Raw genomic sequence first — 19,142 nt, 5'->3', positions numbered from 1 at the left:
CGAAACCGGGCCCGCCGCACACACCATGGCAAGCATCCCGACCCTGGGCGCCGAGCGCGCCGCCGGCCGCGTCGCCTCCCGCGCCGCCACCCGCGAGCTGCTCGGCCGGGCCCGCTACGACCTGCTGGTCATCGGCGGCGGCATCCTCGGCACCGCCACCGCCTGGACCGCCGCCCAGGCCGGGCTGAAGGTGGCCATGGTGGACGCCGGGGACTTCGCGAACGCCACCTCCTCCGCGTCCTCGAAGCTGGTCCACGGCGGGCTGCGCTACCTGCAGACCGGCGCGGTCCGGCTGGTCGCCGAGAACCACAAGGAGCGCCGGGCGCTGGCCACCGACGTGGCCCCGCACCTGGTCAACCCGCTGACCTTCTTCGTCCCCGTCTACGAGGGCGGCCCGCACTCGGCGCCCAAGCTCGGCGCGGGCGTGTTCCTGTACTCGGCGCTGTCGGCGTTCCGCGACGGTCTGGGCCGGGTGGTCTCCCCCCGTCAGGCGGCCCGCGCGGTGCCGGGGCTGCGCACCGAGGGCCTGCGCCGCGTCGCGGTGTACGGCGACCACCAGATGAACGACGCCCGGATGGCCGTGATGACGGTCCGCGCGGCGGTCGACGCGGGCGCGGTGGTGCTCAACCACGCCGAGGTGACGGGGCTGCGCTTCACCCGCGGCCGGGTGACCGGCGCGGAGGTCCGCGACCGCCTGGACGGCGCCGAGTTCGGCATCGACGCCCGCTTGGTGCTGAACGCCACCGGCCCGTGGGTGGACCACCTGCGGCGGATGGAGTTCGCGGGCGCCGCGCCGTCGATCCGACTGTCGAAGGGCGCGCACGTGGTGCTGCGCCGGCAGGCGCCGTGGCGGGCCGCGCTGACCATTCCGATCGACCAGTACCGGGTGTCCTTCGCCATCCCGTGGGAGGACCACGTCCTGCTGGGCACCACCGACGAGGAGTACACCGGCGACCCGCTGGACGTCCGGGCCACCGACGCCGACATCGACCAGATCCTGTCCGAGGCGGGGCACGCGGTGCGCGAGGAGCACCTGCGCCGCGAGGACATCACGTACGCGTTCGCGGGTCTGCGGGTGCTGCCGGGCGGTCCGGGGGCGACGGCGGCGGCCAAGCGGGAGACGGTGGTGACCGAGGGCCGGGCCGGGATGCTGTCGGTGGCGGGCGGCAAGTGGACCACCTACCGGCACATCGGCCGGGTGGTGCTGGAGAAGCTGAAGCACGCGCGCGGTGTGGGCCTCGCCGAGGACGTCTCGCCCATCCCGGCGACCGTGCCGCTGCCCGGCATCGGCGCCCCGCAGGCCGTCGCGCACCGCCTGCTGATGGACCGCGAGCCGGGCTCCCGGATGGACCCGCTGGTGGCCCGCCACCTGGCCACCCACTACGGCACCCTGTCGTTCGAGATCGCCCGCATGATCGCCGAGCGGCCCGAGCTGGGCGAGCGGGTGCACCCGGGCGGGCCGGACATCTGGGCGCAGGTGGCGTACGCGGCCGAGCAGGAGTGGGCGTACACGGTGGACGACGTGCTGCGTCGGCGCACCACGCTGACGGTGCGCGGGCTGGACACCGAGGAGGTCCGCAAGCGGACCGCGGAGCTGCTGGCGCGCTGAGGCGTCCGGGGACACGACGACGCCCTCCGGGAGAGAGAAGCGGGATCCGGAGGGCGTCGCGGTCTGGGGGGTGTCGCTCGCTAGATGATCAGGCTGAGCGGCAGGATCAGGGCGATCGCGACCACCGAGATCACCGTCTCCATCACCGACCAGGACTTCAGGGTCTGGCCGACGCTCATCCCGAAGTACTCCTTCACCAGCCAGAAGCCGGCGTCGTTGACGTGCGACAGGAACAGCGAGCCGGCGCCGATGGCGAGGACCATGAGCGCGGCGTGCGTGGTCGACATGTCGGCGGCCAGCGGGCCGACGATGCCGGCGGCGGTGATGGTGGCGACGGTGGCGGAGCCGGTGGCGAGGCGGATCAGCACGGCGATCAGCCAGCCGAGCAGCAGCGCCGAGATGTGCCACTTGCCGGACCAGTCGCTGACGGCCTGGCCGACGCCGACGTCGATCAGGGTCTGCTTGAAGCCGCCGCCCGCGCCGACGATGAACACGATGCCGGCGATCGGGCCGAGCGAGTTGCCGACCGTCGCGGAGATCTTCGTCCTGTCGAACCCGGCGGCCCTGCCGAGGGTGACCATGGCGAGCAGGGTGGCGGCGAGCAGCGCGATCAGCGGGGAGCCGATGAAGTCGAAGAACCGCTGAACGGTGGCCTTCGGGTCGTCGATCACCACGTCGGCGAGGGCCTTGCCGAGCATCAGCACGACCGGCAGCAGGATGGTCGCCAGGACGGCGCCGAACCGCGGGGTCTTCTCGTGCTTGACGGTCTCGGCGGGCGTGGTGTCGGCGGGGATCTCCAGCGGGCCGACCCAGCGCTGGGCGAACCGGGAGAACAGCGGGCCGGCCACGATCAGGGTGGGGACGGCGATCAGCAGGCCGAGCGCCAGGGTGACGCCGAGGTCGGCCTTGAGGGCGTCGACGGCGACCAGCGGGCCGGGGTGCGGCGGCACCAGGCCGTGCAGCACCGACAGGCCGGCCAGCGCGGGGATGCCGATCCGCATCAGCGGGACGTTGCCGCGGCGGGCCACCAGCAGCACGATCGGGATCAGCAGCACGACGCCGACCTCGAAGAACAGCGGCAGGCCGAGGACGGCGGCGATCAGCGCCATCGCCCAGGGCAGCATCTTCGGGCCGGTCCGGGCGAGCACCGTGTCGGCGATGATGTTGGCGCCGCCGGAGTCGGCGAGCAGCTTGCCGAGCATCGCGCCGAGGCCGATCAGCAGGCCGACCGAGGCGACGGTGGAGCCGAAGCCGGTGGAGAAGCTGCTGAGCAGCTTGTCGAACGGCGCGCCGGCGACGGCGGCGAGCAGGCCCGATCCGAGGGTGAGCGCGAGGAACGGGTGCAGCTTGAACTTGGTGATCAGCAGCACGATCGCGCCGATGCTGAGCAGCACCGCGACCAGCAGTTGGCCGTTGCTGGACGTGTGGGGGAGCGCCGGCGCGGCGGCGGCCAGCAGGGTGGGGGTCACGCGAGTCTCCATTGACGGGCCGTCGCCGCCCCGGGGGTCTCGGGTGCGCGGCGGCGGGTGTGACAGGTCGGGCGGGGGTCAGTTCGACAGGGCGGCGACGGCGCGGTCGACGAGGGTGTCGGGGTCGGCGTCGACGCCCAGCACGGTGCCGCTCTCGTCCGCCCGGAGCGGTTCGAGGGTGGCGTACTGGGAGTCCAGCAGCGAGGGCGGCATGAAGTGGCCGGTGCGGTGGGCGATGCGGTCGCCGACCAGCTCGTGGCTGCCGGTCAGGTGCAGGAAGAACGCCTCGGGGCAGGCGTCCCGCAGGAGGTCGCGGTAGCTGCGCTTGAGGGCGGAGCAGGTGACGACGCCGCCGGTGCCGGCCGCGGCCCGTTCGCCGAGCCAGGCGCCGAGGGCGCGCAGCCAGGGTTCGCGGTCGTGGTCGTCGAGCGGTGTCCCGGCGCTCATCTTGGCGATGTTGGCGGCGGGGTGGAAGTCGTCGGCCTCGGCGTACGGGAGGCCGAGACGGTGGGCGAGCAGTCGGGCGACGGTGGTCTTCCCGACTCCGGAGACGCCCATCACCACGATGACGGGCGGCTGCTGGTTCTCGACGCTGAGAGCCATGGGTGGTGCTCCTGTCCTTGCCTGGTCACGGGCAAGGTAGACCCAAAGGTATGACTTATTCAAGCCGCCGAAACCTAATCGTCATACATATATGCGTTATCGCAGGTGAGAGCCCTTCACCGCTCCCCCGCCCCCGTGGCCGCCGTGACCTCGCCGATAGGCTGGCGGGATGGAGATCCAGGGCCTGCCCGGCCGACTGCTCGCCCACCTCGGTCCGGCGATCGCCTCCGGGGAACTGCCCGCGGGCACCGTGCTGCGCGCCGAGGAGCTGGAGGCGCAGCACGGGGTGTCCCGCACCGTGGTGCGGGAGGCGGTGCGCATCCTGGAGTCGATGCGGATGGTCGAGCCGCGTCGCCGGGTCGGGACCACGGTGCGGCCGCAGTCCGACTGGGACGTCTTCGACCCGCTGGTCATCCGCTGGCGCCTGGCCGGCGCGGGCCGCTCCGCGCAGCTGCGCTCGCTCGGCTCGCTGCGGGTCGCGGTCGAGCCCGCCGCGGCGGCGCTGGCCGCCCGCAACGCCAGCGACGACGACCGGCGGGAACTCAGCGCACTGGCCGTCGAACTGACCGTCACCGCCCGGGCCGCGGACCTCGAAGCCTTCCTCGAACACGACATCGCGTTCCACGCGGCGGTCCTGCGCGCCTCCGGCAACGAGATGTTCGCGCATCTGAAGGACACCGTCGGCGCGGTCCTCACCGGCCGCACCGAACACCGTCTGATGCCGCACCGGCCCCGCGAGTACGCGGTGCAGCTCCACCGCGACGTCGCCGAGGCGATCTGCGCGGGCGATCCGGAACTGGCCGAACGGGCGATGCGCACCATCGTGGCCGGCGCGCTGGAGGAGCTGGACGCCACCCTGCCGGACTGACCGTCAGCCCCGGCCCGACAGGCCCTCTTGCCGGGCGGAATACGATCCAGGACGGGGGGTTGACGGTCCGTCGGCGCAACACGCCCGGTTTGAGTGGAATTCAGTCGGGTGGCGGCATACCTTCACCCCTGTCGGGGAAACCTGGGGTGCACAGGGGGTGGGCGATGGCGCGTCGTCGGCGCAGCAGGCTGCCGGACGAGGTGCGGGCCGCCGCCGTCCGGGCAGGCCTCGCGTTCGCGTTCACGGTGGTGACGGTGATAGTCGCGGTCCTGGCCTCCTGGTCGCACACCACCCTGATCGTGCCCGCGCTGGCGATGATGGCGATGGGCGTCTTCGTCACGGCCTGGTGCCTGATCGACATCGTCGTCTCCCGCCAGGTTGCGGCGAGCCGCGACCAGAGATCGGCGAATCCGATGACGGGAGCGAAGACGAAGCCAGGGGCGCGGGGAACTGCGCGGCCGGCCGCGCACTCGCAGCCAGGTCGCCGCGCAGGATGGTGAGTCGCACTGTCCCGCGGCCTTGCCGGCCGATGCCTTCCGCCGCGCGCAGTTCCCCGCGCCCCTGCCTGCTCACCCCCTGCTGCCCACGGCGAAGCCGTACTGCGCCGGCCAGTTGCGCTGCACGCCGAGCGCCTTCGCCGCGTGCAGCGGCCAGTACGGGTCGCGGAGCAGCTCACGGCCGAGCATGACCGCGTCCGCGTCGCCGTCCGTCAGGACCTGCTCGGCCTGGGCCGGCTCGGTGATCATGCCGACGGCGTTGACCGGGAGCCCCGCCTCGCGGCGGATCCGTGCGGCGAACGGGACCTGGTAGCCCGGTTCGGCGACGATGGTCGCGTGCGGGACGAGGCCGCCGGAGGAGACGTCGAGCAGGTCGACGCCGAGGGCGTGGAGTTCCTTGGCGAGCAGGACGCTCTCCTCGACCGTCCAGCTCGGCTCGTCGGCGATCCAGTCGGTGGCGGAGACGCGGAACAGCACGGGCAGGTCGGCGGGCCAGACGGCCCGCACCGCGGCGGTGATCTCGCGGGCGAGGCGGGTGCGGCCGGCGAAGTCGCCGCCGTAGCCGTCGGTGCGGTGGTTGGTGAGCGGGGAGAGGAACTGGTGGATCAGGTAGCCATGGGCGCCGTGCACCTCGACCACCTGGAAGCCGGCGGCGAGGGCGCGGCGGGCGGCGGCGGCGAAGTCCTCGACGACGTCGGCGATCTGGGCCTCGGTCAGTTCGAGGGGCGTCGGGTAACCGTCCTGGAGCGGGATCGGGGAGGCGCCGACCACCGGCCAGCCGCCGTCCTCGACCGCCACCGGCCCGCCGCCCGAGCCGGCCTTGCCGGTCGAGGCCTTGCGGCCGGCGTGGGCGAGCTGGATCGCGGGGACCGCGCCGTGCTGGCCGATCAGGGCGGCGATCCGGGCGAGGGCGTCCTGCTGGCGGTCGTTCCACAGGCCGAGGTCCCAGGCGGAGATCCGGCCGTCGGGGCGGACGGCGGTGGCCTCGACCATCACCAGGCCGGCGCCGCCGGCGGCGCGGGAGCCGAGGTGGGCGAGGTGGAAGTCGGTGGCGACGCCGGTCTCGGGGCCCTCGGCGGCGGCCGAGTACATGCACATCGGGCTGAGCCAGATCCGGTTGGGGATGGTCAGCGAACGGAGAGTGATCGGCTCGAACAGGGCGCTCACGAGGGCCCGTCCTTCCTGTGGTCCCGACCGTGACGGTCGCTTCGACGGTCTCTTCGCTTCGTACGATAGCTGCCGTACTACGACATCTGTCAAACTACGAGGGTTCTCGTACTATGGCAGCGTGACCATCGACCAGGACTGTGCGGGCGACCCGGAGTGCCCGGGGCTGCTGCCCGAGCCGACCGCCGCCGAATTGCGGCTGGAGGCCGTGCTGCACGCGCTCGCCGACCCGATCCGGCTGCGGATCGTTGCCGAGCTCGCGGACGCGGGCGGCGACGAGCGGAACTGCCTGGCGTTCGAGCTTCCTGTCACCAAGTCGACACTGACGCACCACTTCCGTGTCCTGCGCGAGGCCGGATTGATCCGTCAGCACCGTCGCGGCACCTCTAAGATGAACACACTGCGCGCCGCTGATCTTGCCGCGCGCTTTCCCGGACTGCTGGACGCGGTGCTCGACGCCGCCGAGCCGTGCCTCGACACCTCGAAGCCGGCCGCCCGCTGATCCTTCGACCGAGCCTCCGGCCACGAGCCTGACGATCCGTCAATTCCCGCGGCGAGTACCCGCCATGGGATCCGGCGACCCTTCGCCAGTTCAAGTGTGGAACCGTCTCGTCACCCTGCTCGTCAACCGCCTCGGAAACCTCGCCCGGCGGATGCCGGGGGCCTCCGTCCGACATGGTCATGCCTGGTCACACGGGCTTCACCGGAGTTGCCCCAGCGTTCATCCCACGTGGTCATTTGGTCTATACCAATCGGGTAATCTGACCGACGACAGGTGTCAATGACCGGCCGTGGGGGGCCCAATGACTGTCAATCACCTTCCGTCGCCACCCTCCGATCAGGAGCTCTACTGGTATTTCGGACCTCAGCGTCGCTGGGTCCCGCTGCTCTCCGCGTTCGCCTTCGTGCTCAGCGCGGCCACCATGTTCAGTTTCTCCCTCCGGACGCCCGCGCTCTGGCCGTTCCTGGCCGTCCTCGGCGTCAACCTCGTTGCACTCGCGCTGACCTGCCTCAACGGACTGCGTCGCCGCCGCTTCACCCGGGCCGGCCACGAACTGCTGGTCGCCGCCTGGCAGCCCGCCGAACCGCCGTCCGTCGACCTCTACCTGCCGACCTGCGGCGAACCGCTCGACATCCTCGCGAACGCCTACCGCGCCGTCGCCCGGCTCGACCACCCCGGACAGCTCGACGTCTGGGTGCTGGACGACGCCGACCGGCCCGAAGTGGCCGCGCTGGCCGCGGAGTTCGGCTACCACTACGTCGTACGGCCGAACCGCGGCGAGTTCAAGAAGGCCGGCAACCTCAACCACGCGCTCACCCTGAGCAGGGCCGAGTACATCGCCATCCTGGACGCCGACTTCGCGCCGCGCGCCGACCTGCTGCAGCACCTGCTGCCGTACTTCGGCGACGACCGGGTCGGCATCGTCCAGAGCCCGCAGTGCTTCGACACCGACGCCTCGATGGGCTGGGTGCAGCGCGCCGCCGGCGCCTCCCAGGAGTGGTTCTTCCGCTGGGTGCAGCCCAGCCGGGACGCCTCCGACGCGGCGATCTGCTGCGGCTCCAACGCCGTGTACCGGCGCTCCGCGATCGACGCCGCCGGCGGCTTCGCCCGGCTCGACCACAGCGAGGACATGTACACCGGACTCGCCCTGCACGAACGGGGATTCACCACCCGGTACGTGCCGGTGCTGGTCGCCAAGGGCACTTCGCCGGACTCCACCACCAGCTTCGTCAACCAGCAGTACCGCTGGACGATGGGCAACCTGCACCTGATCGGCGACCGGGCCGCCCGCAAGGCGATGACCTGGCGGATGCGCCGCTGCTTCGACGAAGGCATCGTCGGCTACCTGGCCGCGGCCGTGAACGTGCTCACCGCACCGCTGCCGCCGCTGGTCATCCTGTTCGCCTTCCCCGGCGAGGTCCGCGCCTGGTACGTGCTGCCGATGCTCTCCCTGCTGTGGCTCTGGCACGTCCTGCTGCCCCGGGTCAGCCGCACCCGCTGGCGCACCGAAGTGCTGCGCGCCAACGTGCTGATGAGCTTCGCCGCCGCCACCGCCTACTGGCACACCCTGCGCGGCCGCAGCGCCGCCTGGGTGCCCACCGGCGTCGCCAAGCCCGGCGGCTCCGGCGGCATGGCCCGCAAGGTGCTGCTGGTCTCCCTGGTGTGGACGGCCGGCACCCTGATCGCCACCACCGCCGGCGTGGCCGTCGCCACCGCGATGCACGGCTGGCACTACACCTGGGGCCTGGCCCTGTACCTGGCCGTGCAGCTGCACGCCGGCGTCCCGCTGATCCGCGACCTGTACGCCGAACTGCGGCCGCACCCCACCGAGAACACCGAATCCGGGGCACGCCCGGCGATGCGGCCCAGGCGCTGGCCCGAGGCCCTCGCCGTCACGAGCACGCTCGCCCTGATCGCCCTGCTCGCCTCCGGCTGGGTGGCGCCGATGCTGCCCTGGCTGGGCTGAAAGGTCCACCTCCCGTGTCCACCAGCACCGCCCCGTTCACCGTCGTTCTCGGGCAACCACCCGTCGAACGGCCCAGGTTCAGACCCGACATCGAAGGCCTGCGGGCCGTCGCCGTGCTCGCCGTGCTCGCGTTCCACGCGGCCGTCCCCGGCCTGGCCGGCGGCTTCGTCGGCGTCGACGTCTTCTTCGTCATCTCCGGCTACCTCATCACCGGGCTGCTGCGCAGCGAGAGCGCCGCCACCGGGAAGGTCCGGCTGGCCGAGTTCTACTCCCGCCGTGCCCGCCGCCTGCTGCCCTCCGCCGCCGTGGTGCTCGCCGTGGTCGCCGTCCTCGGCGCCCTGCTCACCGCGCCGCTGCGCCGCGCCGACCTGGAACGCGACGTCCTGGCCTCCGCGCTGTCCGTCGCCAACTGGCGCTTCATCGCCGAACAGACCGACTACCTGGCGGCCGGCCGCGACCCCAGCGTGCTGCTGCACTTCTGGTCGCTCGCCGTCGAGGAGCAGTTCTACCTGCTGTGGGCCCCGCTGATGGCGCTCGCCGCCCGCTGGGTCTGGAAGCGGCGCACCCTGCTCGGCCTGACCGTGCTGCTCGGCGCCGGCTCGTTCTGGCTCTCCCTGCACTGGAGCGCCGGCGCGTACCTCTCCACGCCCACCCGGGCCTGGCAGTTCGCCGCCGGCGCGGTCATCGCACTGCTGCCGATACGCGAAATACCGCGACTGATACGGGAGTTGCTGGGGCTCGGCGGCATGGCGGCGGTACTCGGCGCGGTCCTGGTCTTCGACGCCCGCACGCCCTACCCCGGGTACGCCGCGCTGCTGCCCACCGTCGGCACCGCCGCGATCATCCTGGCCGGCTCCGGGACGCACCTGGTGGGACGGGTGCTGTCGCTCGGCGCGCCGCGCGCGATCGGCCGGCTCTCCTACAACCTGTACCTGTGGCACTGGCCGGTGCTGGTGCTCGCCGAAGCCCAGTGGGGCGCCCTGCACTGGGGCGTGAAGGTCGCCCTGACGGCGGCCGCCGCGCTGCCCGCGCTGGCCGCCCTCAACTGGCTGGAGCAGCCGCTGCGCCGCAGCCGGGTGCTCGGTGAGATCCCGCGCCGCGGACTGTCGTTGGGCCTCACCGCGGTGGTGATGCCGGTGGTGCTGGCGCTGGTCGTCGGCACCGGCACGATCCGGATGCTCGGCCCGGCCACTCCCCCGGACCCGTCCGGCCTGCCACCGGGCGCCCGCGACGGCCGCTCCCTGCTCGCCGCCGCCCCGCCCGCGCACAGCCCGACCGTGCCCAACCCCGTCCAGGCCCGGCAGGACTTCCCGCCGGACGGCGCCTGCGAGGTCGACCCGGCGGACACCGTCAGCCCGCCCTGCCGCTTCGGCACCGGCGACGACCGGATCGTGCTGCTCGGTGACTCGCACGCCGGCCAGTGGTTCTCCGCCCTGCTCGGCATCGCCGCCCAGCACCGCATGTCCGTCGAGGAACTCGTCAAGCAGGGCTGCCCGCTGCCCGAACTCACCGTCACCAACCCCCAGTTGGGACGCACCTACCACGAGTGCGACACCTGGCGGACGAACGCGCTGACCCGGCTCAAGGACGGGCCCAGGCCCAAGCTGATCATCGTCTCCACGCTGAACCGCTACACCGCCGACCGGGCGACACTGCTGCACGGCTGGGAGCAGACCCTCGCCCCGCTGCGGGAGTTGGGCGTCCCGATCGTCTACCTGCAGGACACTCCCATCCCCGGCCGCGACGTCCCCGCCTGCGTCTCCGGACACCCCGACACCACCTCCGCCTGCGACTTCCCGCGCAGCGAAGGCCTGTGGGCCGACCCGCTGGCCGAGGAGATCGCCGCCGGTCGCGTCCCCGGCGTCCGCACCATCGGCGTCAACTCGGTGCTCTGCCCCGGCGACGGCCGAACCTGCCCCGCCGTCCTGGAGCACGTCCTGCTGTACCGCGACGACTCGCACCTGACCAACGCGGCAGCCGTCGTCCTGACCTCCCGGCTCGACCAACTGCTCATCGACGCGAACGTGTTCACCACCGGCTGGACCACCCTGCTGCACGACGAGTTCGACGGCCCGGCCGGCGCGAAGCCCGACCCCGCCAACTGGCAGTACGACGTGGGCACCTGCTACCCCGGCTGCCCCGCCGCGCAGTGGGGCACCGGCGAGATCGAGACCATGACCGACTCCCCCGCGAACGTCCGCCTGGACGGCCGGGGTTCACTGGAGATCGTTCCCACCCGGGACGGCGCCGGCCGCTGGTCCTCCGGACGGATCGAGTCCAAGCGCGCGGACTTCGCCGCACCGGCCGGCGGAGTCCTGCGGGTGGAGGCCAAGTTGGCCCTCCCGGACGTCAAGGGGCCTGCCGCGTCCGGGTACTGGCCCGCGTTCTGGGCGCTGGGCGGCAAACTCCGTGACGGGTACACCGGTTGGCCGGGCGTCGGCGAGCTCGACGTCCTCGAATCGGTCGGCGGCCGCGGCGTCTTCGGCACCATGCACTGCGGCACCACGCCGGGCGGCCCCTGCAAGGAGCCGAACGGGCTGGGCTCCGGCGAACAGTCCTGCGCGGACTGCTGGGGCGCGTTCCACACCTGGACGCTGGAGGTCGACCGCTCAGCCTCTCCCGAGAAGGTCCGCTGGCTGCGCGACGGCCAGGAGTACTTCGCGGTGACGTCCGACCAGGTCGAGCCGGCCGCGTGGGACCAGGCGGTGCACCACGGGATCTTCCTGATCCTGAACGTCGCGATGGGCGGCAACCTGCCCACTGCGTACGGGAGTCCGGTGACGACGGCGACGGAGCCGGGGCATCCGATGAAGGTCGCGTCCGTCACCGTTTCGGCGAAACAGTAACCCCACGCGCCCCCGGTTTCGCACCCTCCCGCGCCCCTGTTCTCGCACCCTCTCCCGCCCTACTCGGGCTTGCGGAACATCCTCGTCGCCGTGATCTCGCCGTGGATGGTCGGGCCGTCCGGGTCCTGGGGGGACGGGAGGCCGGGGCGGAGGTGCTCCTCGACGGAGATGTACTTGAGGCCGGCGCGGAGGTCCGCGTCGTTGCGGAGGCGGATGACGAGCGGGAACTCGGCGAGCGCCGTGGTGTCGAACAGGCCGGTGGTGTAGATGAGTTGGACGCCGAGGGCGTCGGCGACGGCGCGCTGGAGTTCCAGCAGGTAGGTCGCGTTGGCGCGGCCGATCGGGTTGTCGAGGAAGAGCGTGCCGGCGTGGCGGAGCTGCGACTGGCCGCGGTCGTTGGCGCGCAGGGCGGCCATCGTGCAGTAGAGGGCGATGGCCGCGGTGAGCAGCTGGCCGCCGGAGAAGACGTCCGACATCTGGCCGACGGAGACCCGTTCGGCGCGAAGCACCGCGTCCGGCTTGAGGATCTCGACCGAGACGCCCTTGGGGCCGATCGCGGCGGCGACGCCGCGCAGCAGCAGGGACATGCCGTCGCGGCGCAGGTCGGAGTTCTTCCGGACGGCCGACTGGGTGGCGTCGTCGATGACTTCGCCGAGGCGTTCGACCAGGACGGCGTGGTCGGGGTCGTCGAAGCGGATGCGCAGGAACTCCTGGCCCGACCATTCGCCGAGACCCTCGGGCAGGCGCGAGAGCCGCTGCGCGGCGCGCAGGGTGGCCAGCGACGACTCGACCAGGCCGCGCAGGCGGTCGACGATGGAGGCGCGGTTGCGTTCCAGCTGGGCGAGTTCGTCGGTGAGGACGCGCAGGCGGGGGGCGAACGCGGCGGCCCAGGCGGCGGCGTGGTCGGGCAGGGCGGCGGCGGGGAGTTCGCGGATCTGCTGGCGGGCGGGGGTGCGGACGGCCTCGTAGCGGGCGGCGTTGGCGTGCCGGACGAGGGCGTCAGAGGCGTCCCGGACAGCGAGTTCGGCGCCGGTGAGTTCGGTGGCGGCGGTGCGCATGGCGCGCCGCGTGTCGGCGGCGGCGGCGCGGGCCGCGGCGAGGCCGCCGAGGTAGGTGTCGGCGGTCTCGGTCTCGTCGCCGTTGTCGCGCAGCGCGTCGCGGAGCTGGCCGGCGAGTTCCTCGAAGTCGGTGGCGGCGGCCTGCGCCTGGTCCAGGGTGCGCTGCAGGTCGGCGTGTTCGGTGCGGGCGGTGTCGACGCGTTCGCGGCGTTCGGCGAGCAGCGCGGTGGCGGTGCGCAGCAGGACCTGGGCGTGCTCGGGGTCGGCCGGGAGGAGGTCCTCGGGAAGCTCCGTGTGGGCTTCGCCGTTGACGGGCGCGGAGCGCTCGGCGTCGCCGCGCAGGCGGCCGACCTCCTCGGCGGCGGCGCCGGAGCGGGCCTCGATGATGGTGACGAGCTCTTCGGCGCGGGCGGCGGCGGCCTGTCGGGCGGGGCCGTCGGCGCCGTCGGGGCTGGCGAGGAGTTCCTCGGCGCGGGCCTTGACCTTGTTGCTGAGGCGCTCCAACTCGGCTGCGGCAGCGGCTTCGTCGCCTTCGGCGCGGGCCTGTTCGGCGCGCAGGTCGGCGCCGACGCCGACCTTCTCGTAGAGCTGGGCGGCGGCCCGGTAGGCCTCGCGCAGGGCGGGCAGCGAGATGGGGGTGACGGTGTCGTCGGGCTCGGCGCTGGTGTCGGCGGCGGCGATCTCGGCGCGTTCGCCGCGCAGGGTGCGCGCGGTGCGGCGGGCGTCGTCGGCGGCGCGCTGGGCGGCGCGGCGGTCCTCGTCGCAGGTGCGGGCGCGTTCGGTGCACAGGGCCTGGCGGCGTTCGCACTCGGTGGCGTCGTCGGCGAGTTCGCGCTGCCGGCGGGTCCAGTTGGCGCGTTCGCGGAGGCGGAAGGCGAGGCCGGCGAGGGCGTCGGCGCGGCGGCGGGTGCGCTGGGCGGTCTCCCGGCACTCCTCGTGGCGGGCGGCGGCGGCCTGGTGGTCGGCGTCGGCTTCGGCGCGTTCGGCGCGCAGGGTGGCGAGTTCGGCGGCGGTGGCTTCGGCGTGGTCGGCGGCTGCGGCGGCGGCCTCGGCGAGTTCGGCGAGGGTGCCGGGCGGGCAGCTGGCGTGCCAGGAGGCGAGGCGGGCGGCGAGGGCGCGGTCGCCGCCGAGGCGGGCGGCGAGTTCGCGGATGTGCTCCTCGCGGGCGGTGGCGCGGGCGCGCAGTTCGCGGCGTTCGTCGTCGGCGGCGGTCTCGTTGTGCATGGCCGGGTTCGGCGGCACCAGGAAGAAGCCGGGTTCGCCCTCGATGGGGGCGATCAGGGCGGCGGCGGTGCCGACGGCGACGGTGGAGCGGGGCAGCAGGGCGGCGGCGGCGAGCGCTTCGCGGGCCCGGTCGAGCGAGGCGGGGTCGGTGACGACGACGCCGTCGACGAGTTCGGGGCGGGCGGCGAGGATGGCGTCGTGGTCGGCGGGGTCGACGGACTGGGCGAGGTAGCGCCAGCCGGGCAGCGCGGGGATGCCCTGTTCGCCGAGGTGCTCGACGGTGGCGAGGACGTCGGGGCCGGGCGGGAGGAGTCCGCCGTCGCCGAGCGCGGCGAGGATCCGGGAGTCGTCGGCGGCGGCGGTGCGCAGGTCGAACAGGGTGCGTTCGGCGTTGGCCACAGCCTGGTCGAGGAGTTCGCGCAGGTCCTCGGCGGAGGCGTCGAGCTGACGGGGCGTCAGGAAGCCCTCGCTCTCGTCCGCGCCGTCCTGGTACGGGGAGAGGGAGAGCAGTTCGGCGAGCCGGGGTTCGGCGGCGAGCTGGGCGGCGGTGCGCTGTTCGGCGGCGAGGGTGCGTTCGGCGGCGGTGCGGGCGTCGGTGGCGCGGGCGGCGGCGAGTTCGGCGCGGGCCTCGGCGGCGGCGGACTCGCGGGCCCGGACGGCGCTGGACTCGGCGGCGGTGCGGGCCAGTTCGAGGGCTTCGGTGGCGGCGCGTTCGGCGTCGGCGGCGTGCAGGGCGGCGCGGGCGGGGTCGGGTTCGGCGCCGGAGTCGTCGATCCAGCCGGCTTCGACGGCGGCGGCGGTCTCCTGCTCGACCTCGGTGAGGCGCTGGCGCAGGTGTTCGGCCTCGGAGCGGGCCTTCTGCGCGGCGGTGGCGGCGGCGGTGGCTTCGGCCTGGGCGGCCGAGCCGTCCTGCTGCAACTCGCCTGCGCGCAGCTCTTCCTGGTCGGCGCGGGTCTCGGCGCTCAGCGCGGCGCCTTCGAGGGCGCGGGCGAGGGCGCCGGCGGCGCGGTCGCGGGCGGCGAGGGCGGGCGCGGCGTCGAGTTCGGCTTCCCGGATGGCGGTGGCGACGCGGCCGGCCCGGTCGGCGGCGGCGCGGTGCCGCAGCACCGCCTCGGCGGCCTGCCAGGCGGCGAACTGGGCGCGGGCGTCGGTGAGTTCGCGGCGCAGTCGGCCGGCTTCGGCGGTCGCGGCCTCCAGCCCGAGGGTGGCGTGCCGGTAGCCGAGTTCGGCGACGATCAGGGCGTGCCGGGTGCGGTCGGTCTCGGCGGCGGTGACGGCGCTCGCGGCGGCGGCGACCTCGACGGCCAGGTCGTGCATCCGGTCGCGCTCGACGGTGGAGCGCGCGGACAGCGAGAGTGCGAGCCTACGGGTGCGGCGTTCGGCGGCGCGGTGGCCCTCGCGGACGGTCTCGCGGCCGGCGGTGGCGTCGACGATGCGCTGCAGCAGGTCGACGGAGCCGGCGGTGAAGTCGCGTTCGGCGGTGAGTTCGGCGCGGCGGCCGAGCTTGGCGGCGAAGCCGTGGACGAGGTCGGCGAGGCCGTCGGTGTCGCGGGTGTCGGTGACGGCGCGCAGCAGCAGGTCGGTGAAGTCGGCGTCGTTGCGGACCGCGAACAGGCCGGCGGCCTCGCCCTCGTCGGCGTTCATCTCGCGCTGGTAGCGGAAGAGTTCGGGGTCGAGGCCGAGCGCGCCGAGGTGCTCGTTCCAGCGGTCGTGGATCTCCTCGAAGGTGACGTCGAGGTGCGGGTGGGCCTTGGCGGCCTCGGTGAGGGTGTCGCGGAAGCCCTTCATGGTGCGGCGGCGGCCGCGGGCCTTCTGGTCGCCGGCCAGGCTGGGCCGTTCGGCGACCGGCAGCGCGTCCAGGGTGAGGCCGGGGCCGGGGCGGAAGGAGTACCAGAGTTCGGCGAACTTCCGCGGGTCGGAGGAGACCTGGCGGCCGCGCCACTCGCTGACCTTGCCGACCACGATGAGTTCGCCGGTGACGGTGTGCTGCCATTCGAGGGCGACGTGGCCGCAGTCGTCGGCGAGCAGGAACTTGCGCAGCACGCCGGACGACGCGCCACCCAGGGTGTTGCGGTGGCCGGGCAGCATCACCGAGAAGATCAGCTTGAGCAGCACCGACTTGCCGCCGCCGTTCTCCAGGAACAGCACGCCGGCGGGCGCGGGGCGGCGCTGCGGGCCCTCGGGCTCCTCGCCGAACAGGCCGATCTGCTGGGGCTGCGGCTCGGGGACCGGATCGCCGACGCCGCGCAGGTCGAGCACCGTGTCGGCGTAGCGGGCGCCCGCCGGTCCGATCGAGTACAGGCGGACCCGGTTCAGCTCGTACATGTGCGGTGGTTCTCCTGGAGCGGTCAGTTCAGAAAGTGTGGTGACGGATCGTCAGAGCGCGTGGAAGGGCAGGCCGGCGTCGGCGACCAGCTCGTCGCTGTCGTCGGGCGGCAGCAGGGTGGCGGTGCCGTCGCTGACCGGGACGACGCCCAGGTCGAGCAGTTCGCCCATGGCGGCGCTGCCGGCCAGGTCGCGGACCTGCAACTGGTAGCGGGCGGTGGTGCGGTAGGTGCCGCCGGCGTCGTCGGAGGTCTTCTGCAGGAAGCCGGAGTCGACCAGGAAGGACACCGCCTTGGAGACGATGCCGGTGGTGGAGCCGGCCAGGCGGCGGGCGTCCTTGGTGGCGCCGGTCGCGGAGCGGCGCGCCCACACCCGCCAGGCCGCCTCCAGGCCGGGGGCGGAGCTGGCCGGGTCGGTGTTGCTGCCCTCGGCCTCGGCGCGCTCCTCCAGGCGGCGGCAGGCCTGCCGGACGAACGCGTCCACGCCGTTGACGGTGACCCGGCCGAGGTAGCCGTCGTCGGCGAGGTCCTCGGGGCGGGGGAAGGCGAGCGCGGCGACCGCGAGGTGCGCGAGGCCGTGCAGGAAGCGGTCGGTGGACTCGGAGGCGGCGCGGCGCGAGTAGTCGCCCATCCGGACGGCGAACACCGAGTCCTCGGCGGCGGCGACCGCCATGCCGGCCCGCGGCGAGACCTCCAGCACCACCAGGCCCATGCCGGTGGCGACGGCGTCGGCGAGGCGCCCGAACTGCGGGTCGTCGCGGTAGCGGCGCACCAGTTCGGCGTACTCCGCGTCCCGGGAGGGCAGCAGCTTCGCCTGCAGGCCGAAGGACACCAGGCGGGCGGCCTCGGCGACGTCCGCCGGGCTGATCGGCGAGTGGGCGGGGGCGGCCGGCTCGGCGTCCTGCGGTGCCCACGCCTCGGCGCTGGTGGTCATGCGGGTGCTCCTTCGGTGCAAATGCTGCGCGTGCTGCGAGGGCTGTGCGCGCCACGGGCGACGCAAGTGCCGCGAGCAGTACGGACGACGCGGGCGCTGTGCGCGCTACGGGCGATGCGAGTGACAAGGGCAGTGCCAGTGGTGCTACGGATGCCGCGAGCGCTGCGGGCGGTGCCGATACTGCGGGCGGTGCAAGCGCTGCGCATGCCGCGAGCGGTGCGGGCGGTGCCGATACTGCGGGCGGTGCAAGCGCTGCGCATGCCGCGAGCGGTGCAGGCAGCGCCAGTGCTGCGCCCGCTGCGCTTGCCGCCGGCGCTGCGAGCCGCGCGGGCGGTACCGGTGCGGCGGTCGACGCCTGCGCCGCAGGCACCATGCGCGCCACCGGCAATGCCCGCGCCGCAGGCGCAACCCGTCCCGCTCGCGCTGCCGGCGCCGCAGGCGCGACTCGCACCGTCCCCGGCCCGGCCGGTCATTTCGCGTCCCGGCGGTCGGCGGCCATGCCCGCGGCGTCCAGCAGGGCGCTGCCGACGATCAGGTCCGCGCCGCCGAAACCCGGGTCGTCCAGGCGGGTGCCGTCGTCCACCGCGAACAGCAGGCGCTCCTCGCCCTGCCGGTACGCGGTGCCGACCGGCGGACTGGCCGCGTGCACGGCCAACAGGGCGACCAGGTAGGCGAGTTCCTCGCCGTCCTCGGCGAGTTCGGTGCCGCGGGCGCGGGCGTCGGCGAGCAGGCCGGACAGCCGGCGGGGCGCGTCGGCGGGCAGGTCCAGCAGGTCCAGCGCGGCCTCCAGCTGGGCTTCGGAGAACCGGCTGTCGTCGGGGGTGGCGACCAGGTCGGGCTCGGGCAGTTCGGCGCCGAGGTGCTCGCGTTCCACGGGCGGGGTGAGCAGCAGGTCGACCAGGTCGCCGACCCGGACCGAGACGGGGGTGCGCAGGCCGGTGCCGCGGGCGAAGAACGCGTCGGTGGGCCGGGTGGCGTCCGCGAGCGGGAGGGTGAGGACGGGTGCGAGGAGTTGACCGTACAGGTCGATGCCGGTGCGCGCGGTGGGTGCGGAGAACGCCTGCCGGTCCTGTTCGGCGCGGAACAGCGGGCCGGCTTCCAGCAGGCGGGTCTGCAGCTGGGTGTGCCGGCGGATGCAGTCCTTGACGATGTCGACGAGCTCGGCGGCGCGGCGCTTGTGCTCGGCGTCGGTGCTCTCGTCGCGGGCCTTGCGGATGTTGGTGAGGATCGCGTTCTCGTGCCGGTACCGGTCGGCGATGTGGTCGAGCGCCTCGTCGATCAGGTCGGGGACGGTCTCCATCCAGTCCACGGCGCGGACGTTGCGGCGGGTCGCCTCCAGTGCGCGGCGCAGCGTCTCGGCGTACTGGACGGTGCGGTAGCGGGCCTGTTCGGCGGCGAGCTGGGCGTCGGCGAGGCGGCCGCGGCGGATCAGCACCTCCAGCTTGACCTCGGCGGCGATCTGAGCGCTCGTCACGTCGGTGTCCAGCGCGCCGACCAGGACGTTGACCGCCTCGTCGGTGGTGCGCAGGTAGACGCCGCCGTCCTGGCCGGGGACTTCCTCGATCAGCTTGAAGTCGTAGTCGCGGCGGGTGTACGCGCCGTCCGGCCCGAAGGTGCCGTACACGGCGCGGAAGCCGCGGTCGACGCTGCCGACGTTGATCAGCGACTCCAGCACCCAGCGGGCCACCCGCTCGTGCTCGGTGACGGCCCGCCCGGGGTTCTGCGCGGCGATCCGGGGCTGGAGCCGGCCGAGCACTATGTCGCGGTCGGCTCCGGTGTCGAAGTCCATGTTGAGGGTGACCAGGTCGATCGCGGCGAGGCCGATCTCGGCCATCGTGTACGAGGCGTACTCGCCGGCCAGGTTGACCTTGCGGCTGTCCAGGTCGTGCAGTGGCGCGGTGCAGGCGAGCGCCTTGAGCCGGCGGGCGAGTCCCTCGTCGGCGGCCGGTCCGGGGGCGGGCCTGGTGGGCTGGTCTGCGATGGCGGTCACGGTGGACAAGATTAGGGCTTTCCGTGGACAGGTCCGAAACGCCCCCTTTGGGACAGCCTGTTCCGGCATGTTGAACGCGTTCAAA

General features: G+C 73.7%; 12 protein-coding genes. 6 read left to right on the top strand and 6 right to left on the bottom strand.

Features of this window, described 5'->3' with window-relative positions; all coding sequences use genetic code 11:
- The first annotated feature begins 25 nt into the window (after positions 1–25).
- On the top strand, positions 26–1,609 hold the full coding sequence (locus ACI1MP_RS29780) for a glycerol-3-phosphate dehydrogenase/oxidase (protein WP_380343982.1): 1,584 nt from the start codon (positions 26–28) through the stop codon (positions 1,607–1,609).
- 80 nt (positions 1,610–1,689) lie between these two features.
- Here ACI1MP_RS29780 and ACI1MP_RS29775 read toward each other — a convergent pair whose 3' ends face one another.
- Entirely contained in the window at positions 1,690–3,090 is a 1,401-nt protein-coding gene (locus tag ACI1MP_RS29775) for a gluconate:H+ symporter (protein WP_380343985.1), read from the bottom strand.
- A gap of 66 nt (positions 3,091–3,156) precedes the next feature.
- Complete coding sequence (locus ACI1MP_RS29770; protein ID WP_404869889.1) at positions 3,157–3,681, bottom strand: gluconokinase; 525 nt, start codon at positions 3,679–3,681, stop codon at positions 3,157–3,159.
- A 169-nt stretch (positions 3,682–3,850) separates the two neighbouring features.
- Between ACI1MP_RS29770 and ACI1MP_RS29765 the strand changes: the two genes are divergently transcribed.
- Both ACI1MP_RS29765 and ACI1MP_RS29760 read left to right on the top strand, forming a co-directional pair.
- Positions 3,851–4,549 carry a FadR/GntR family transcriptional regulator gene (locus ACI1MP_RS29765; RefSeq protein WP_100589345.1) on the top strand — a complete coding sequence of 233 codons (699 nt, stop codon included), beginning with the start codon at positions 3,851–3,853 and terminating at the stop codon, positions 4,547–4,549.
- A gap of 164 nt (positions 4,550–4,713) precedes the next feature.
- Positions 4,714–5,049 (top strand): hypothetical protein, encoded by a 336-nt coding sequence (locus ACI1MP_RS29760; protein ID WP_380343993.1) that lies wholly within the window; start codon positions 4,714–4,716, stop codon positions 5,047–5,049.
- 69 nt (positions 5,050–5,118) lie between these two features.
- Here ACI1MP_RS29760 and ACI1MP_RS29755 read toward each other — a convergent pair whose 3' ends face one another.
- On the bottom strand, positions 5,119–6,213 hold the full coding sequence (locus ACI1MP_RS29755; RefSeq protein WP_404869888.1) for an NADH:flavin oxidoreductase/NADH oxidase: 1,095 nt from the start codon (positions 6,211–6,213) through the stop codon (positions 5,119–5,121).
- Positions 6,214–6,340: 127 nt separating this feature from the next.
- Between ACI1MP_RS29755 and ACI1MP_RS29750 the strand changes: the two genes are divergently transcribed.
- The 3 genes from ACI1MP_RS29750 (at position 6,341) to ACI1MP_RS29740 (ending at position 11,527) form a co-directional block, all read left to right on the top strand.
- Positions 6,341–6,715 carry an ArsR/SmtB family transcription factor gene (locus ACI1MP_RS29750; RefSeq protein ID WP_380344005.1) on the top strand — a complete coding sequence of 125 codons (375 nt, stop codon included), beginning with the start codon at positions 6,341–6,343 and terminating at the stop codon, positions 6,713–6,715.
- Between the two features lie 301 nt (positions 6,716–7,016).
- A complete protein-coding gene (locus tag ACI1MP_RS29745; protein WP_404869887.1) occupies positions 7,017–8,681 on the top strand; it encodes a glycosyltransferase family 2 protein in 1,665 nt (554 codons plus the stop codon).
- A 14-nt stretch (positions 8,682–8,695) separates the two neighbouring features.
- A complete protein-coding gene (locus ACI1MP_RS29740; protein ID WP_404869886.1) occupies positions 8,696–11,527 on the top strand; it encodes an acyltransferase family protein in 2,832 nt (943 codons plus the stop codon).
- Positions 11,528–11,586: 59 nt separating this feature from the next.
- On the opposite strand, the gene ACI1MP_RS29735 is transcribed toward ACI1MP_RS29740, so the two are convergent.
- The 3 genes from ACI1MP_RS29735 to ACI1MP_RS29725 all read right to left on the bottom strand — a co-directional run bounded on the left by ACI1MP_RS29735 (position 11,587) and on the right by ACI1MP_RS29725 (position 19,126).
- Positions 11,587–16,134: a hypothetical protein gene (locus ACI1MP_RS29735; protein ID WP_404869885.1), complete on the bottom strand. Its 4,548-nt coding sequence runs from the start codon at positions 16,132–16,134 to the stop codon at positions 11,587–11,589.
- Positions 16,135–16,185: 51 nt separating this feature from the next.
- Complete coding sequence (locus ACI1MP_RS29730) at positions 16,186–17,067, bottom strand: hypothetical protein (protein WP_100589337.1); 882 nt, start codon at positions 17,065–17,067, stop codon at positions 16,186–16,188.
- 469 nt (positions 17,068–17,536) lie between these two features.
- Entirely contained in the window at positions 17,537–19,126 is a 1,590-nt protein-coding gene (locus ACI1MP_RS29725; protein WP_380341315.1) for a hypothetical protein, read from the bottom strand.
- Positions 19,127–19,142 lie beyond the last annotated feature (16 nt).

The organism is Kitasatospora griseola (genome assembly GCF_044999035.1).
In the GTDB taxonomy this organism is placed as follows: Bacteria; Actinomycetota; Actinomycetes; order Streptomycetales; family Streptomycetaceae; genus Kitasatospora; species Kitasatospora griseola.
This window is presented reverse-complemented; position numbering and strand designations above follow the sequence as displayed.

What these genes read in the sequence shown, in the direction of transcription:
- ACI1MP_RS29780 (WP_380343982.1), top strand. Translation starts at nt 26, where the DNA reads ATGGCAAGCATCCCGACCCTGGGCGCCGAGCGCGCCGCCGGCCGCGTC.
- ACI1MP_RS29775 (WP_380343985.1), bottom strand. Translation starts at nt 3,090, where the DNA reads ATGGAGACTCGCGTGACCCCCACCCTGCTGGCCGCCGCCGCGCCGGCG.
- ACI1MP_RS29770 (WP_404869889.1), bottom strand. Translation starts at nt 3,681, where the DNA reads ATGGCTCTCAGCGTCGAGAACCAGCAGCCGCCCGTCATCGTGGTGATG.
- ACI1MP_RS29765 (WP_100589345.1), top strand. Translation starts at nt 3,851, where the DNA reads ATGGAGATCCAGGGCCTGCCCGGCCGACTGCTCGCCCACCTCGGTCCG.
- ACI1MP_RS29760 (WP_380343993.1), top strand. Translation starts at nt 4,714, where the DNA reads ATGGCGCGTCGTCGGCGCAGCAGGCTGCCGGACGAGGTGCGGGCCGCC.
- ACI1MP_RS29745 (WP_404869887.1), top strand. Translation starts at nt 7,017, where the DNA reads ATGACTGTCAATCACCTTCCGTCGCCACCCTCCGATCAGGAGCTCTAC.
- ACI1MP_RS29735 (WP_404869885.1), bottom strand. Translation starts at nt 16,134, where the DNA reads ATGTACGAGCTGAACCGGGTCCGCCTGTACTCGATCGGACCGGCGGGC.
- ACI1MP_RS29730 (WP_100589337.1), bottom strand. Translation starts at nt 17,067, where the DNA reads ATGACCACCAGCGCCGAGGCGTGGGCACCGCAGGACGCCGAGCCGGCC.
- ACI1MP_RS29725 (WP_380341315.1), bottom strand. Translation starts at nt 19,126, where the DNA reads ATGCCGGAACAGGCTGTCCCAAAGGGGGCGTTTCGGACCTGTCCACGG.